At 31.9% G+C, this 15,552-nt stretch carries 18 protein-coding genes; all 18 read right to left on the bottom strand.

Annotated elements, in window-relative coordinates; all coding sequences use genetic code 11:
• Window positions 1-4: 4 nt before the first annotated feature.
• The 18 genes from TY07_RS04210 to TY07_RS18305 all read right to left on the bottom strand — a co-directional run bounded on the left by TY07_RS04210 (window position 5) and on the right by TY07_RS18305 (window position 15,550).
• On the bottom strand, window positions 5-700 hold the full coding sequence (locus TY07_RS04210; protein ID WP_042395806.1) for a head maturation protease, ClpP-related: 696 nt from the start codon (window positions 698-700) through the stop codon (window positions 5-7).
• Window positions 693-1,934, bottom strand: coding sequence for a phage portal protein (locus TY07_RS04205; RefSeq protein ID WP_423752208.1), 1,242 nt, complete (start codon window positions 1,932-1,934; stop codon window positions 693-695). Before TY07_RS04205 ends, TY07_RS04210 begins: the two co-directional genes overlap by 8 nt.
• Window positions 1,935-2,216: 282 nt before the next feature.
• A complete protein-coding gene (locus tag TY07_RS04200) occupies window positions 2,217-2,831 on the bottom strand; it encodes a type II toxin-antitoxin system PemK/MazF family toxin (protein WP_042395802.1) in 615 nt (204 codons plus the stop codon).
• 67 nt (window positions 2,832-2,898) lie between these two features.
• Window positions 2,899-4,446 carry a terminase large subunit gene (locus TY07_RS04195; protein WP_042395800.1) on the bottom strand — a complete coding sequence of 516 codons (1,548 nt, stop codon included), beginning with the start codon at window positions 4,444-4,446 and terminating at the stop codon, window positions 2,899-2,901.
• Window positions 4,446-4,922, bottom strand: coding sequence for a phage terminase small subunit P27 family (locus tag TY07_RS04190; RefSeq protein WP_042395797.1), 477 nt, complete (start codon window positions 4,920-4,922; stop codon window positions 4,446-4,448). The genes TY07_RS04195 and TY07_RS04190 overlap by 1 nt, the downstream gene beginning before the upstream one ends.
• Window positions 4,923-4,998: 76 nt before the next feature.
• Window positions 4,999-5,451 (bottom strand): gamma-glutamylcyclotransferase family protein, encoded by a 453-nt coding sequence (locus TY07_RS04185; RefSeq protein ID WP_042395792.1) that lies wholly within the window; start codon window positions 5,449-5,451, stop codon window positions 4,999-5,001.
• 62 nt (window positions 5,452-5,513) lie between these two features.
• The gene (locus TY07_RS04180; RefSeq protein WP_042395789.1) at window positions 5,514-6,422 is read right to left on the bottom strand and encodes an amidoligase family protein; all 909 of its coding nucleotides are present in this window, start codon (window positions 6,420-6,422) and stop codon (window positions 5,514-5,516) included.
• Between the two features lie 149 nt (window positions 6,423-6,571).
• On the bottom strand, window positions 6,572-7,807 hold the full coding sequence (locus TY07_RS04175) for a site-specific DNA-methyltransferase (RefSeq protein ID WP_042395786.1): 1,236 nt from the start codon (window positions 7,805-7,807) through the stop codon (window positions 6,572-6,574).
• Complete coding sequence (locus TY07_RS04170; protein WP_242833230.1) at window positions 7,797-8,252, bottom strand: RNA polymerase subunit sigma-70; 456 nt, start codon at window positions 8,250-8,252, stop codon at window positions 7,797-7,799. Before TY07_RS04170 ends, TY07_RS04175 begins: the two co-directional genes overlap by 11 nt.
• 266 nt (window positions 8,253-8,518) lie before the next feature.
• The gene (locus TY07_RS04165; protein ID WP_040418842.1) at window positions 8,519-8,872 is read right to left on the bottom strand and encodes an HNH endonuclease; all 354 of its coding nucleotides are present in this window, start codon (window positions 8,870-8,872) and stop codon (window positions 8,519-8,521) included.
• A 248-nt stretch (window positions 8,873-9,120) separates the two neighbouring features.
• Entirely contained in the window at window positions 9,121-10,002 is an 882-nt protein-coding gene (locus TY07_RS04160) for an Abi family protein (protein ID WP_005211559.1), read from the bottom strand.
• Between the two features lie 124 nt (window positions 10,003-10,126).
• A complete protein-coding gene (locus TY07_RS04155) occupies window positions 10,127-10,555 on the bottom strand; it encodes a DUF1492 domain-containing protein (protein WP_005211560.1) in 429 nt (142 codons plus the stop codon).
• Entirely contained in the window at window positions 10,552-10,788 is a 237-nt protein-coding gene (locus TY07_RS04150; protein WP_005211561.1) for a hypothetical protein, read from the bottom strand. Before TY07_RS04150 ends, TY07_RS04155 begins: the two co-directional genes overlap by 4 nt.
• Before the next feature lie 20 nt (window positions 10,789-10,808).
• A complete protein-coding gene (locus TY07_RS04145) occupies window positions 10,809-11,165 on the bottom strand; it encodes a type II toxin-antitoxin system PemK/MazF family toxin (protein ID WP_005211562.1) in 357 nt (118 codons plus the stop codon).
• Window positions 11,152-12,510, bottom strand: a complete 1,359-nt coding sequence (locus tag TY07_RS04140; protein WP_042395777.1) for a DEAD/DEAH box helicase — start codon at window positions 12,508-12,510, stop codon at window positions 11,152-11,154. Before TY07_RS04140 ends, TY07_RS04145 begins: the two co-directional genes overlap by 14 nt.
• Complete coding sequence (locus TY07_RS04135) at window positions 12,491-12,772, bottom strand: VRR-NUC domain-containing protein (protein ID WP_040418844.1); 282 nt, start codon at window positions 12,770-12,772, stop codon at window positions 12,491-12,493. Before TY07_RS04135 ends, TY07_RS04140 begins: the two co-directional genes overlap by 20 nt.
• Before the next feature lie 254 nt (window positions 12,773-13,026).
• A complete protein-coding gene (locus tag TY07_RS04130; RefSeq protein WP_042395771.1) occupies window positions 13,027-15,393 on the bottom strand; it encodes a virulence-associated E family protein in 2,367 nt (788 codons plus the stop codon).
• Entirely contained in the window at window positions 15,374-15,550 is a 177-nt protein-coding gene (locus tag TY07_RS18305) for a hypothetical protein (RefSeq protein ID WP_198133974.1), read from the bottom strand. Before TY07_RS18305 ends, TY07_RS04130 begins: the two co-directional genes overlap by 20 nt.
• Window positions 15,551-15,552 lie beyond the last annotated feature (2 nt).

The following is a 15,552-nucleotide window of genomic DNA, read 5'->3' as shown; positions in this document are numbered from 1 at the left end:
AAATTTAATATTTTAATAACTCTAATCTTTTTAATAATTGATCATGTGGTGTTCCTATATTCTCTACAGCCTGTGTTTCTTTTATCTTTGGTATCTTTCTCATCAACGCATTAGTAACTGTTACTTTATCAAAAATAAATCCATCAGTAACTTCTCCACTATCTTCATATAAAACCTTATCTGCAAACCCTAACTCTACTGCTTTTTGTGCACTAAACCATGTTTCTGCATCCATCATTTTTGATATCTTATTCCTTGGAAGTGATGTCTTTTGCTCATAAGCATTAATAATACTTTCTTTAACTTCGGATAACATCTCAATTCCACTTTGTAAATCTGAAGCTTCTCCAAATATAACTGTAGCTGGATTATGAATCATCATCATTGCAACTGGTGACATCAATATTTCACTCCCTGCCATAGCAATAACTGAAGCTGCACTAGCTGCAATTCCATCAATTTTCACAGTTACTTTTCCATCATACTCCTTCAACATATTATAAATTTGACTTGCTGCAAAAACATCTCCACCTGGGGAGTTTAACCATACTATAATATCTCCTTCAGAATTAGTTAATTCTGATTTAAACTGCTTTGGTGTAATATCATCATCAAACCAGCTATCTTGTGCTATATAGCCATCAAAATATAAAGTTCTTCCTTCTTCATTTTTAACCCAATTCCAAAACTTCTTATTCATCATTGCCCTCCAATTTTGTACTATTTTTATTAGCAAATGCTCCTGCCTCTGAAAGCTTGGTCATGTTACCATTCACTAAATATAAATCTCCACCTAAGTCATCTGATATTCTATTCAAATTCTCTAGTTCCCTTATGTCATTAGCTGATAACCAACCATTTTGTCTTCCAACAGCATAACCATTCATACGACTTTGATAATCTCCTCTTAATAATCCATCTACATTAAACTTAACAAAATACTCTTTCTTTTCACTTTCTGAAAACAAAGCTCTTTTAATAGCTTGCTCCCATCTAACTACCCATGGATCTAAAGTGTACATAACAAACTCAAGACTTTGTTGCTCTATATTGGAAAAACTTGATTTATCTAAATCTCCAATCATATGAGGTGGTATTCTAAATATCCTTGCTATCTCATTAAGTTGAAACTTTCTTGTCTGTAAGAACTGTGCTTGTTCTGGTGGAATACCTATGCTTTGAAACTTCATCCCCTCTTCTAATACAGCAACCCTATGCGCATTTTTAGTGCCTTGATAAACACTATTCCAGCTTTCCCTTACTCTTGCTGGGTCCTTAACTACACCTGGATGTTCAAGAACTCCTCCTGGATTTGCACCATTAGCAAAGAAACTAGCGCCATATTCTTCTGTTGCTATTGCCATACCTATAGCGTTCTTAGCCATAGCTATTGGAGAATATCCTATTAATCCATCAAAACCAAGTCCAGGTATATGCAATACTTCATAATTTCTAAGATAATATTGCTTACCTTCTTTGTTATAAAGGTAGTAAACCTCTCCACTATCAGCTCTATCTACAGTCATTCTATCTGGCATAAGAGGGTATAAGGCTATAATATTTCCTCTTCCATCTCTAATTATCTGTGCATATGCATTTCCCCATAATAAAAGATGACCCATAAGTGTTTCCCTAAACACAAATGAAGTCATCTCTGGATTTGGTTCATCTGCAAGCAAATGATATATTGAATGTTCTGTAGCTTTCTCTTTACCACCTTCAGTATGCTTAAAAGTATGAAGTGGTAATGAAGCTACTGTTTCTGCAAGTATCCTAACACAAGAATAAACAGCAGTAGTCTGCATAGCAGTTCTTTCATTCACAGTCTTTCCACTTGAAGTCCCTCCAAATAAAAAGCTGTAACTACTTCCTATTAAACTATTCTTAGGGCCTGCTCTAGGCTCCCATAATTTTGATATTATTGGTATTTTCATTTTAATTACCTCCTAAAAATAGGTATAAAAAAAGCAACTACACTTTATATAGTTGCTTTTAAAAAGATGAGTAATAAAAAATTACCCCCTCATATATAAAACTTTAAATTTCCTATTTAAAGCTACTTTGTATTATATATTATGCACAAAGTTTAAAAAAATACACAAATTTCAAAAAATAAAAAGGAGCCAATCCATAGCTCCCTTCCTTTGAAAGAATAATATTATCCTTATCACTCCGGAAAAGGACTACTTTGTAACTAAATAATAACATATCTAAAATTAGCTGTCAATTTTATTAGAAAGTATTTTTATTTTTTCTTTTAACCCTTTTTTGTCATTAACACCTAGTTCTTTTTGTAGCTCAACTATAAAATCTTGTGCGTCATTTCTATCTTTTTTAATACGCTCTATATAATTTAACTTATCTATCATTTTTTTCTGTAAATCGCTATAATACTCCATTAAACCTATTGTTTTTGCTAATGCCTCATCAACTAACTTCATATCAGCCTTTGATAAATCAGTTATATAATCTCCTAATCTAGCTTTACTTATACAAACAGTATTAGATGTATTTACTTGACCATCTAGTACTATATCTCCTTTAGAATCAGTTTGTGTTGTTACTAATGCCATACATGGTAATTTTGATGTATCGTGAGTTATTGGTGCAACTATTGTATTAGATGATTTAATATTACCTATATCATTTTGTATTACTACACATGGTCTTTCCTTTTGCATTTCACTACCAACACCATATCCAAAATTACATTTATAAACTTGTCCTCTTTTCACCACTCTTTTTTGTGCTTTTGCTGCAATTGTATCAAGGTATAGTTTAGTTTTTAACCACTCTAACATTATCTGAACTTTATTTAAATCTATATTCATTTTCTCTCACCTCCCCTAAAGCAACATTTTACATCAAAATATTTACATATACAATAGTAATTGTTTTTTACAAAATTAAAATACCTCTATCATCATAAACACTTCCACAACTTCCTTGATTTCTTATTGCTCTATCCAAAGCCATTATCAATGCAACAGCTCCATCTATCTTTTCTGTACTTTTCTCTTTATCAGGTTTAATATTTCCTGCTGGATCTGTCTTAACATATATATTATCCATCATCCATCTAAGTACAGGATTTCCTCCATGAGCTATTTTCTTTTCAAGTGTTATCTTCATTAACTCTTTTGATGGTGGTGACATATCCTTATATCCTTGTCCAAATGCAACTACTGTAAAGCCCATTCCATCAAGATTTTGTACCATTTGTACTGCTCCCCATCTATCAAATGCAATTTCTTTTATATTGTATTTAGTTCCTAATTCTTCAATAAAAGTTTCAATAAATCCATAATGAACAACATTTCCTTCTGTAGTTTTTATAAATCCTTGCTTCTCCCAAACATCATAAGGAACATGGTCTCTTCTTACTCTAAGTTTTAGATTATCTTCTGGTATCCAGAAATAAGGTAACACTATATAATTTTCTTCTGAATTTCTTGGTGGAAAAACTAAAACAAAAGCAGTAATATCTGTAGTGCTTGAAAGGTCAAGGCCACCATAACATTCTCTACCTCTTAATGAATCTATATCAATATTAAAATCACATTCATCCCATCTATCCATCTGCATCCAACGTGTGGATTGTTTTACCCACTGATTTAATCTAAGCTGTCTAAATATATTTTCTTCAGCTGGGTTTTCTTTTGCACTATTATAAGCATTTCTAACCTTCTCAATATCTATAGTATGTCCAAGTGATGGATTTGCTTTATACCAGTTCTTCTCTTCTCCCCAATCATCATTATCCTCAATACCATAAATAACAGGATAAAAAGTTTTATCTATTTTTCTACCTTGAATAATATCTACTGCTTTTTGATGTTGTTCAAAACATATAGAATTTCTATCTGTTCCAGCTGTAGTTATTAAAAAGAATAATGGTTGAAGTCTAGCATCTCCTGAACCTTTAGTCATAACATCAAACAACTCTCTATTAGGCTGTGCATGAAGCTCATCAAAAATTACTGAATGAACATTAAGTCCATGCTTTGTATATGCTTCAGCAGATAAAACTTGATAGAAACTATTCGTAGGTCTATATACTAATCTCTTCATAGACATTATAGGTTTAATTCTTTTCTTTAATGCTGGACATTGTTCCACCATTTCTACAGCAACATCAAAAACTATTGAAGCTTGTTGCCTATCTGAAGCACATCCATAAACTTCTGCTCCCCATTCACTATCTCCACAAGTCATAAGTAATGCTATTGCAGCTGCAAGTTCTGACTTACCATTTTTCTTTGGAATTTCAACATATGCAGTATTGTATTGCCTATATCCATTTTCTTTAACTGTTCCAAATATATCTTTGATTATTTTATCCTGCCATGGTAATAAATCAAAAGGAACTCCTCTCCATTGGCCCTTGGTGTGCTTTAAACAATTAATAAAGTTTACTGCTCTTTGTGCTTTTGCTTCATCAAACATTATTTAAGCTCACCCCTTAACACCAATTCCATAGGATCTACTACATCATTATTACCTTTATCTGCAACAATTCTACTTCTTGAAGATGGAGTAAGGCCAAACTGTTCACAAAACTTAATCATAATCTTAAGATACGTTTGAGCAATTGATACCTGTGGCACCTGTTGCCAATAACCACTAGGTGTTTTTACTATAGTTCCATGTTTTGAAATAAACTCTTCTGCTTCCTTCCATCTAGAATAAGCTTCACAATATCCAGCAAATGCTGCCATATCAACTTCTGTTAATATCCCAAGGTCCTCTAATTGCTTAGATATTCTTCTCCATTCTTTTTTAGCTTCTTTATCTAGCCACACTGGACATTTAGGTGCTTTCTTTTCTGGTTTAGGTTCTAGTTCATTTAGCTGTCTTTTACCTGGATTACCTTCCAGCACTTTAACAGCTGTTGGCTTAGGTTTTCTTCCTCGTTGTGCCATAGGTTTCACCCCCAATCTTTTAAAATTTTATATAATAAAAGAGCCTATATTTCTATAGACCCTAATCTAAACTTTCTTACTTTTTAAGTTCCTCTAAACATTCCTCATATGCAATTTGCAATGGCTTTAAATCTAAAGCATTATCTGAATATCCTCTCACTATCACATTGAAATAATATTCAGTAGGTGCTGCAACCATATCTGTATATTGCTTAGCCATTATATAAACCATAGTTTTTACTAGATTATCATCTACTGTTACTTCAACTTCTTTTTTTACATATAGACTTGGAAAACCTTCATATATATCTAATGCTTTTTCACATTCATCTGTTATTTCCCATAGTACTATCGGTACCTCTCTTTCTTTACAAAGTTCAATATTAGCAACACCTTTATACCTACCTCTAAAGGTTAATTTATAATCTTGAAGTATTCCACTTCCTATAATCTTAGCTTTTGGACATCTATGCGCCATTTGCTCTAGATTCATATTAGAACCATAAGCTCCATATATTTTTCTTTTCATTCTTAATTTCTCCTTTTTTTAATTTTTCAAAGGGGACTAACTCCCCTTGCTTTATTTTACTCTCATGCTGCATTTGGATTTCTCCATGCTGAGTTTCCATCAAGCGCTTTCATAAGGTGCATTCTGCAATTCTTGAACTCTTCCCCGATAAGCCCTAGTCTTAAAAGCCAACATCTGAAGGTGTACTTTTCATTATCTGTATGTGTTCTTCTTGCACTTGCACTCTTTTGTGTTAATGCTTGGTGGCTTATTGCTAGGCAGAAAACAATGTAGCTTCTTATTTTTCCTGCGTGTAATGTTCCGTTGAAAAGTCTAAATTCAATAGTTCCTTTTGTAAAAGTACTATGTAAGTTTAATCCATGATATCTGCTTGTATGGTAATGTCTTTCTCTACTTTCAAATCCGTATCCGCTGTACCAATGGTCTGCAAGTTGTTCTAATGTTTTTGGCTTTTTCTTATTTATGGCTTGTATCAAATCTTCATTTACTTTTTTGCACCATCTTACTCTTGCTGGGTCTATTTCTAAACTTTTGTAAATCAAATCTTCTTTTGCAGCCATTAGGTTTACCAAGTTCTTTAAAGTGTTTGGTGTGTGGTCCTTTGCTCCTATGTGTATGTGTATTCCACATTGTAGTTCGCTAGCACTAACTGCTCCTGCTTTTCTTAACCTTCTTATTAATTCTTGTAAGGTTTCAATGTCCTCATATCTCAAAATCGGTGTTACTAGCTCCACACTGTAATCCTTGTTGCTTACCTCTTTAAGTTTTCCCTTTGTATTTTTCATTGTCTTTATGCTTGCATCATTCATTATCTTCCAAACCCTTTGGTCTGGTGCTATTATGTTGTAAGTGTCGTATCCATCATATGCTCTTGTAATTCTTCCGCCTAAAAAGTTTACTGCAACCGCTGCTGCTTCTGCTTTTGTTATTCCTGTCATTTCAATTTCTACACCTATTGTTTGGTTTTTCATTTTTGTTTACCTCCTAAACGGTATTGAATACCCTTTTATTAGTGTACATATTACCTCTGACAGGTGTACTTATCCAGTTATATTTAAAGAAAAAACACAGGTTTTTAACGACATTATTTATATATTAATGACAACAGAAAAGACACTATTTAAAGTGCCTCTTCTATATTTTCAACTACATCTTTATACTTAATATTTTCACCATTTCTTAATAGATACACACCTTCATCATTACCAACTTGCTCAATATATCTATTAACAATAACATCAGCATACTTCTCATCTAATTCAATAGTGTAGCAAATTCTATCTGTTTGCTCGCAAGCGATAAGTGTTGAACCACTTCCGCCAAATGGGTCAAGTACAATAGAATTTGTTAAACTTGAATTAGTAATTGGATAGGCAACTAATGCTATTGGCTTCATTGTTGGATGGTATTTTGATTTTGTGGGCCTATCAAAGTTCCAAGTAGTTCTTTGCTTTCTATCTGCATAGAATTTATGTCCTGCTGTAGGCTTCCATCCAACAAGTACAGGTTCATGATTATATTGATAATCACATCTTCCTAATACAGGAGAGTTCTTTACCCAGATGCAAGTTTGGTGACAAAAGAAACCTGCCTCTTTAAATGCACTTCTAAAATTAACAGTTTCCTTATCTGCATGGAATACATAAATAGAACCTCCATCAGCAAGACTTTCATACATTCCCTTATACGCAGCTAATAAAAACTCATAAAACTTCTTATCATCCATATCATCATTTTGAATCTTTCCTGCTGTCCCTTCATAAGCAACATTGTAAGGAGGATCTGTTACTGTTAAATTAGCTTTCTTCCCCTCCATTAACCTTCCATAAGTTTCAATCTTAGTACTATCTCCACAAATTAATCTATGCCTTCCCAGTAACCAAATATCTCCACTTTTTGTTATTGGGTTTTCTGGTGGTGCTTCATCAAAGTTATCTTCCTTTACACCTTTAGGATGCAGCTCATTAAATAATGCATCAATCTCTGGTGGTTCAAATCCTGTAAAAGATGTATCATAATCTAAGTCTTGTAAATCCTTAATTAAGTCAGCCAACAATTCTTTGTTCCATTCACCAGTGATTTTATTAAGAGCTATATTTAAAGCTTTTTCTTTAATCTTATCAACTTCAACAACTACACAATCTATCTCCTCATACCCTAAAGTTTTTAAAACTGATATTCTTTGGTGACCTCCAATTACAGTTAAATCTTTATTTACTATAACAGGGTCTACATATCCAAACTCATTAATACTATTTTTTATTTTTTCAAATTCATCATCACCAGGTTTTAACTTTTTTCTTGGATTATAATCAGCTGGTACTAATAAATCTATTTTTAACTTTTTAAACTCCATGCTCTTCCCTCCAGAATCTATCTTTTATATAACAATCATGACTACAATATTTTCTTTTCTTATTTCCATAGGCAGTAAATTTTTTATTGCAATAAGGGCAAGTATATTTGTAAGTGGCATCTTCACTTTTATTTCTTTTATCTAGGTTTTCATTCCACCATTTATACCTACATTCATCAGAACAAAACTTTCTGGCCCTACCTTGCAGTTTTTGTTTAATAGGTTTTTCACAATAAATACAAAGTTCATTTTTCTTTATTTTTTCTTCTAAATTTAGAGCAACTATAGCTGAAACACCAATAAGACCATTTCTTCTACAGAACCCTCTTACAGAATCTCTTGATAATCCTGTAATGCTAGCAATAGCCTTATATCCCATACCTTTTAATCTTAATTCTTTTATTCTTTCCTTTTCCTCGGTGGTCATGTTAATTGCTCCTTTCATTAAACTTTTTTGCAATAAAAAAAGTAACTGCTATCCCTTACAGTTACTTAATTACAACTTTCTATTTTGCGATTTTTTAGTACCCCCCTTGTGTAATTATGCGAAATTTCACGTGAGAGGGGGCGGCGGTCGTTGGCTTGTCCTTCTTTTAAGATTAGATATCCCCCTACCCAACCTTAACCCCAACCATTAAATCAATTTCTTTATCTCTATTATAATAATATCAGAAATTCATACTCTACTTCTATCAACTTTACTCTACTCTTTTAATATTCATACTCTTTGTATCTATCTTCAGTCATAGTTTTCTTATCATGACACTTCTTACAAAGAGCTTGCCAGTTACTTTCATCCCAGAACAACTTCTTATCTCCTCTATGAGGTTTAATATGATCAACTACAGTAGCTTTAACTAATCTACCTTCCTCTTTACATCTAACACATAAAGGATTAACTTTTAAGAATATATTCCTAGCAGTTCTCCACTTACTATCATAACCACGTTCAGTAGCAGTAGCTCTTTCTTTTACCCTAAAATCTTTATGTTCATCACAATAATTATCTTCTGTTAACTTAGCACACCCCAAATATTTACACGGTTTCAATGGTTTCTTGGGCATTAAAATCACCTCATTAAAGAAAAAAGCCACTACAACTTTTGCTGTAATGACTCTTAATTTATTTTCTCTATTATAATAATATCAGAAGTTTGTACTCTACTTCTATCAACTTTACTCTACTTTTTAAGTTATTAATAAATTTTAACCTTGGATTGCTCCAAGGTCTGGCCTGCATTGTTACGCTTCTTTGATAGGCTTTGCAGGATCTATTAGTATATAGTATGTTCTTAATTTAATTTTAAATACACTTATTTTAAAATTTCTCTCCACGTTTCTGGAAATCCATAATGCTTTAAATTAACAAATGAGTATTTACTAATTAATGTTTCTAACCTATTAATAAAGTTCTCTTTAACATTAATATCATCTATTAATTTATTCATGATATAAATATACGCAAATACTTGTTTTGTATTTTTATTTAAATCTAAAGAATTATTTTTAAATAAATTCTTATCTTTTTTTGACAGCTTAGGTGCAAATGTTATGTACCTGTTATATAATCTTCCTCTATGAGCACATATATTACGAAGTATAACAAAACCTTGCAACCAGTTTTCTATATAATTATATGGTATAGATGCATAATGATCTTTACAAATTTCTTCTTTAATTTCAGCATGTAAATTTTTAAATCCTCTTGATAAACAACCAAAGGACATTAACTCTACTACTACCCAACATGGAAACTCTCCATCATATTTTTCATTATGATGTTTAACGAATATTTCATTCTTTTCATTTTCTTCTATAAGTTGAGTTATGTTTTTCATGAATTTTTCATATCTCCACTCATCATCAAAGCTTTCTTTATCTAAATATCCTAACGGCCCATATTCTTTTGAATGATAATATCCAAAATGAGTTCTAAACTCCACCTCAATATATTCTAGTAAATATAATAATGCAACTCTTAACTCTGCATCAAAATTATATATTTCCATTACTTGTTCTAACTTTACATTATTATAAAAAACATTATCTCTCCTTAATGTTAATGTATACCCACTTAATCTGTAATAATTAACATGAGATAAAACTCTAGAAGCATAGTCATTATCTTTAATTACCATACCTCGCTCTTTCAAAATTTCTATTTGTTCTTCTATACTTTTAAAAGGTTTTCCCATAAATTTCTCCTAAAACAAAAGGCCCACCATGTTACGCATGTGATATAAAAAAAATATCACATAGGCTTGGTGGGATCGATTGATTAAATTATATCACAAGAATTTTATCTTCTCAATAATTAATTTACTTTTTTATTAAAATTTTATCATTTTGAACAATTATATTTTCTAAAGCTCTATCATGCACCTTATATGCATTTTGAATACTATATCCCATATCAACAGCTATTTGCTCCCAAGTTTTAAAACAAAGGTATCTCAACTCCAACAATGTTTGCTGTTCTGGATTATTAATCTTTTTTATTATAGACATTATTTCTTTCTTCAAATCTACAAGTACATCTATATCAGCATTAATTTCATTCTCTAATTCCATCATCTTTACTATTATTCCTTCCATAGAATGAACATTACGACTTCCACTTGGAGGTGTATCACTTAATGTAGATGTTGCTTTAGTTGCTAATTCTCTTAAAGACACTATTTGTTCAAGCTTACTATTTATTCTTTGATCTATTCTATAAGCTTGAGCTAAGTACTCTTTAGTTGTCATATCCTTCTACCTCCTTTTTGCCAAGGCATTGAACCATTATAATATTTATCTGATATATAAAGTTGTAATTGTCCATCTAAACTACTTAATCTTTTAAATACACTTCTTTGAGCTTCTTCTTGTTGTTTACTTGTTTGTTTAAAAGGACATTCATCACCTAAACAAATATCAACTACTAATCTTTTGCATTTATTCTTTCTAACTTTATTTACACATATATCTCTTAATTCCATACCTTCTATACCTACTTAATTTAGCATACTTTTTTATTTAAATTAATACTTACAGAAAGTATTTCATTAAGTTTTGTACTGTCTTCTTCTTTAAGCTGACCTATAACATTTAATATTTGCCCCTTACATATTGTTAAAACCTGCTCTGCTAATATTGTGCTATCATATTTTAAGCAACTATAATCTTTTTTATATAATTCATGATGTGTAGGAAGTTCCTTTTTATGTTTTCCTGTTATAGGAACTACTATTGTTGTGGTAGAAAACTTATTACCTACATCATTTTGAATAACCACTGCTGGCCTTCTTCCACTTTGAACACATCCTTGGTTTTGGCCAAAGTCCACCATTATAATACTATCTCTATAAATCTCCATCTTTTATACCCCCGATTCTTGCTTTAACGGCATTAATTAAATTTTCTTGTCCACATTGTTTTCTTTGAAGAGCTTTCATTACTTCTTCATCTATAGTTCCTTTAGAAACAATGTGATGAATAACTACTGTATCTTTCTGTCCCTGTCTCCATAGTCTTGCATTAGCTTGTTGGTAAAGCTCTAAACTCCAAGTTAGTCCAAACCATATAATTGTTGAACCTCCAGCTTGAAGATTTAACCCATGTCCTGTTGCTGCTGGATGTGCTATCGCTATTTGAATTTTACCTTCATTCCATTTTGATATATCTTTACTAGTTGAAATTTCTGTAACCTTAAATTTTTTAGATATTCTTTCTTTATCATGTTTATAAGCATAAAATACTAATACTGGTTTTCCATTAGCTGCCTCAATTAAATCTTCTAAACCTTCTAACTTTTTATTATGAATTATCTTTGTTTCCTTCAGCTCATCATAAACTGCTCCATTTGCCATTTGAAGTAATTTATTAGATAGTGCTGCTGCATTAACTGCATCTATGTCTCCATCAGCTAACGGTAAAATCATATCTTTTTCTAATCTTTTATAAAGTTTCTTTTCCTCTTCTGACATTTTCACATGAACTACATTATCTATTCTTTCTGGCATATCTAAATAATCACAAGCCTTCATACTGACACAAATATCAGCTATTCTTTTATAAATTTCTTCTTCAGCACCTTCTCTAGGTTTATAACTAAATATTACTTGAGCATTTCTTTTATCAGGAATAAAAAAGTCATTTCTATAATTACTAATAAATCTTCCTAACCTTTGCCCCATATCAATTAAGTTTATTTGACTCCATAAATCCATTAAAGTATTTGGTGCTGGAGTTCCTGTAAGGCCGACTATTCTTTTTACCTTTGATCTAATTTTTCTAAGAGCTTTAAATCTTTTTGAAGAATAGGATTTAAAACTTGAAAGTTCATCAATGACTATCATGTCAAAATCAAAGTCATAATTATTACAAAGCCATTCTACATTTTCACGATTTATTATGTAGATATCAGCTTTATCAAATAGAGCCATTCTTCTTTCTTTTTCTGAACCTAAAACCTTTGAAATTTTAAGCCCTTTAAGATGATCCCATTTTTCACACTCTTTACTCCAAGTATCTTGAGCTACTCTCAATGGAGCTATAACTAATATTTTACTTACTTCAAAATAATCAAATAGTAAAATCCATAGACTCGTTAAAGTTATTACTGTTTTTCCTAAACCCATATCAAGAAGTAATGCACATGCTGAATTATTTATAATAAAATCTTGTGCATACTTTTGATATTCATGAGGTACATATTTCATCAAGTACACCTCCAATCTTTTCTTTACTATCTATGCAATACACTAAAAATCCTAATGATTCTAATTGTCTTTTTCTCAATATTTGAAAAGGTCTCATTTCTTTTCCTGGTGCTTTAAGTTCTACAAAAGCAAGTTTTCCATCTTTCATTAAAACTAGCCTATCTGGCACACCTGCCATTCCTGGTGATACAAACTTAAATGCTATCCCTCCACGTTTCTTAACTTCCTTAGTTAAAGCTTTTTCAACTTCCCTTTCTCTCATAAATACCCCTTTCATATTAGGTGGAACAATTAAGGGAACAATGGTCTAAAAAACCCTTACGCGTGTATATATACGTAACATGTACTATTATTACTTATATATATATTATTTATCTCATAGGAGATTTTCTTGTTCCACTGTTCCTATACCCTTGCTTAACCCTTTAAAATACTAACTTCTTTACTGAAACACTACCTTAGTACAAGCTAACGCATATACCCACTGTTCCTTTTAATTTTGGAACACAATATTTCTTATTTTCCATTTTCAACTCTCATAAAAGCTCTTTGCTTATTATAAATAGGAAATCTTGTAGTGCCACTTTTAGTCCCGTTGTATGGTTTCCAATTTTCTAATCTAGACATTATTGATGTTATTTCATAAGAATCTGCTTTCTTTAAACTTGCAGAATCTTTACCAAAACATTCACACCAAATTTCCATACTACAAACAAGTTCTCTCTTTTTAGTACCTACTAAAGCTGCACCAAAGTCATTAGCACTTAAGAAATTTCTTCTTTCATAAAGACTCATAGTATCCCAATTATCTGGTAATAACTTTTCAAGATATTCTCTAACTAATCCTTCTCTATCATCACTTTCCATAGCATCTGCCTGCTGTGCTATAGCAATTTGAGCTTCATCTCCTTTTAAGAATAAATCCTCGCCTTGCTTATATATAAATAATACTTCTGCCCATACTTGATCTACCTCTGTTAAATCCCATGCTTTCTTTGAACTGTCTCCGCTTACTCTAACGGGCCAGAACCTTCTATTTCCTGTGATATCTCTTAAGAATCCTGTTTCACTATTTGTTGTCCCTACAATAACACACTGCCTTGGATGACTTTCCACATTAACTCCATAGCTTGCCCTATATTTATCATCTGTTCTTGAAACAAAAGATTTAACTGTTTCAACATCAGTTTTCTTTATACCTGCAAGCTCTCCAAGCTCTAAAAGCCAATAACCCTGTAGCTTTTCTGCTGCTGCCTTATCACGCATATCACCTAAAGTTAAACTATCAGAAAACCACCCTTTACCTAACCTTGAAAAGAAAGTACTTTTCCCTATACCTTGTGGTCCATTTAAAATTAATACACTATCAAACTTAGTACCTGGCTCATAAATTCTAGCTACAGCTGCCACTAAAGTTTTTCTAATAACAGCTTTAGAGTATTCATTATCATCTGCTCCTAAATACTCTATTAAAAGCATATCTACTCTTTTAATCCCATCCCACTCTTCTAAATTATTTAGATATTCTTTTACAGGATGATATGCTCTTTCAGCTGCAACTGATATTAATGCTTCCTTTAATTTAGCAGGTGACCATATACCATAACTTCTATCAAAATATACTTTTAAAGCTGCCATATCAGAATCATTCCAACCTACTTTAATTTGCTTCCAAGGTAACTCTTCTTTCACATCAATCCCATCTCTATGCTGGTTGTAAGCTATACCCTTTAACATCTCATCATTTTTCATAATAAGTACTAGGTTCTGTAGCTCTGGTTTTATATTTCCATTCTTGTCTACAGTAAGTTTTTGTTGCCATTGCCCATCTTCTACTACATCAAACTCTGATTTTGCCTTCTCCATTTTCTCATTTATTAATTGTTTTTTAACCTCTTCATCCTTCATGCAAAACTCCTGCATAGCTTTAAAGGATGGAAGTTTATTTGGTGTAGTTCCTTCTTCACACTCGCCATCTAAATCGCTAAACTTATGAATTCTAACTAAGTCAAAAGCATTACATAATTTATTGCAAGCTTTATCACTAGCATGATGTGAAAAAGAAAATTTATTATCATAAACAACTACTCCTGCTGATGAGTCTGCTGGAATATAATCGTATCTTCCATCTATTAAGCTTGGCTTATAAACATCACTTAAAAATTTATCAATAGCTGCTTCAATGGTATAGGTCCTACAGAAAGCACCTATCATACCTTCCTTCCCCAAAGGATCTGCTTGCTTTGAAATATTGTTTTTTATAACTTTATGTTGTCTTGAAGATACTGGCCATTCGCTACTATCTCTCCAATTTTTATATCTTGAAAGCACCTTGTCTGGGTCTAATAATTCTCCATCTTGCTGTTCAAACACAAACTCTCCATCACAAGAAGTTGAGGGCCAATACATAAGTCTTGTAGCTTCATAAGTAGTATCATCAAATTGGTCTATTCCAATATCTGAAGCTATTAACCTCGAAACTGCTGTGTACTCATCTGAACTTACATTTCTAGATAAAGGTATGATTAATCTAAGTCGTGGCTTTTCTGAAGTGTGTTTATGTGTGGAATATATGCAACATCTAAATCCATAAAACATAGTAATATCATCCCATAGATTAGGACTTGCATAATCTAAATCTAAAGTAAGCATTGACCTGTATTCTACAAATCCTCTTTTACGTTTTCCATCCCGTAATTCTCCCGCTACAAATCCACCTATATCTTTAACTTCATCTTGCTTGTTTTTAGGTAACTTTCTAAACTCCTCCATAGTTTCAGTAGTTACCTTTGTACTACTTACCATTACTAAAAACTTATCCCAGGTAATGTCTATGTTCTTCCACACTGTATCTTTTCTTGAATTAGCTACTGCAATTTTCATACTTACCATCACCTCTCTCTAATCTTAATTTAATTTTCTCTAATCCCTTTTTTGCTCCAACTAAATCTCCTGATAACGCCTGACCTCTTAATGTTTTTATTATTTGTCTAGGTAAATAACCTTTATACTTTCCTAGTTCTTTTATAAATACCTGCACCT

The organism is Clostridium saudiense (assembly GCF_000577815.1).
In the GTDB taxonomy this organism is placed as follows: domain Bacteria; phylum Bacillota; class Clostridia; order Clostridiales; family Clostridiaceae; genus Clostridium; species Clostridium saudiense.
This window is presented reverse-complemented; position numbering and strand designations above follow the sequence as displayed.

Bases quoted from the DNA above. Each gene is read 5' to 3' on its own strand.
- TY07_RS04155 (WP_005211560.1), bottom strand. From the start codon at position 10,555: ATGACAACTAAAGAGTACTTAGCTCAAGCTTATAGAATAGATCAAAGA.
- TY07_RS04135 (WP_040418844.1), bottom strand. From the start codon at position 12,772: ATGAGAGAAAGGGAAGTTGAAAAAGCTTTAACTAAGGAAGTTAAGAAA.
- TY07_RS04175 (WP_042395786.1), bottom strand. From the start codon at position 7,807: ATGGAGTTTAAAAAGTTAAAAATAGATTTATTAGTACCAGCTGATTAT.
- TY07_RS04180 (WP_042395789.1), bottom strand. From the start codon at position 6,422: ATGAAAAACCAAACAATAGGTGTAGAAATTGAAATGACAGGAATAACA.
- TY07_RS04150 (WP_005211561.1), bottom strand. From the start codon at position 10,788: ATGGAATTAAGAGATATATGTGTAAATAAAGTTAGAAAGAATAAATGC.
- TY07_RS04130 (WP_042395771.1), bottom strand. From the start codon at position 15,393: ATGAAAATTGCAGTAGCTAATTCAAGAAAAGATACAGTGTGGAAGAAC.
- TY07_RS04200 (WP_042395802.1), bottom strand. From the start codon at position 2,831: ATGAATATAGATTTAAATAAAGTTCAGATAATGTTAGAGTGGTTAAAA.
- TY07_RS04185 (WP_042395792.1), bottom strand. From the start codon at position 5,451: ATGAAAAGAAAAATATATGGAGCTTATGGTTCTAATATGAATCTAGAG.
- TY07_RS04160 (WP_005211559.1), bottom strand. From the start codon at position 10,002: ATGGGAAAACCTTTTAAAAGTATAGAAGAACAAATAGAAATTTTGAAA.
- TY07_RS04145 (WP_005211562.1), bottom strand. From the start codon at position 11,165: ATGGAGATTTATAGAGATAGTATTATAATGGTGGACTTTGGCCAAAAC.
- TY07_RS04140 (WP_042395777.1), bottom strand. From the start codon at position 12,510: ATGAAATATGTACCTCATGAATATCAAAAGTATGCACAAGATTTTATT.
- TY07_RS04170 (WP_242833230.1), bottom strand. From the start codon at position 8,252: ATGAAAGGAGCAATTAACATGACCACCGAGGAAAAGGAAAGAATAAAA.
- TY07_RS04205 (WP_423752208.1), bottom strand. From the start codon at position 1,934: ATGAAAATACCAATAATATCAAAATTATGGGAGCCTAGAGCAGGCCCT.
- TY07_RS04190 (WP_042395797.1), bottom strand. From the start codon at position 4,922: ATGGCACAACGAGGAAGAAAACCTAAGCCAACAGCTGTTAAAGTGCTG.
- TY07_RS04195 (WP_042395800.1), bottom strand. From the start codon at position 4,446: ATGTTTGATGAAGCAAAAGCACAAAGAGCAGTAAACTTTATTAATTGT.
- TY07_RS04165 (WP_040418842.1), bottom strand. From the start codon at position 8,872: ATGCCCAAGAAACCATTGAAACCGTGTAAATATTTGGGGTGTGCTAAG.
- TY07_RS04210 (WP_042395806.1), bottom strand. From the start codon at position 700: ATGAATAAGAAGTTTTGGAATTGGGTTAAAAATGAAGAAGGAAGAACT.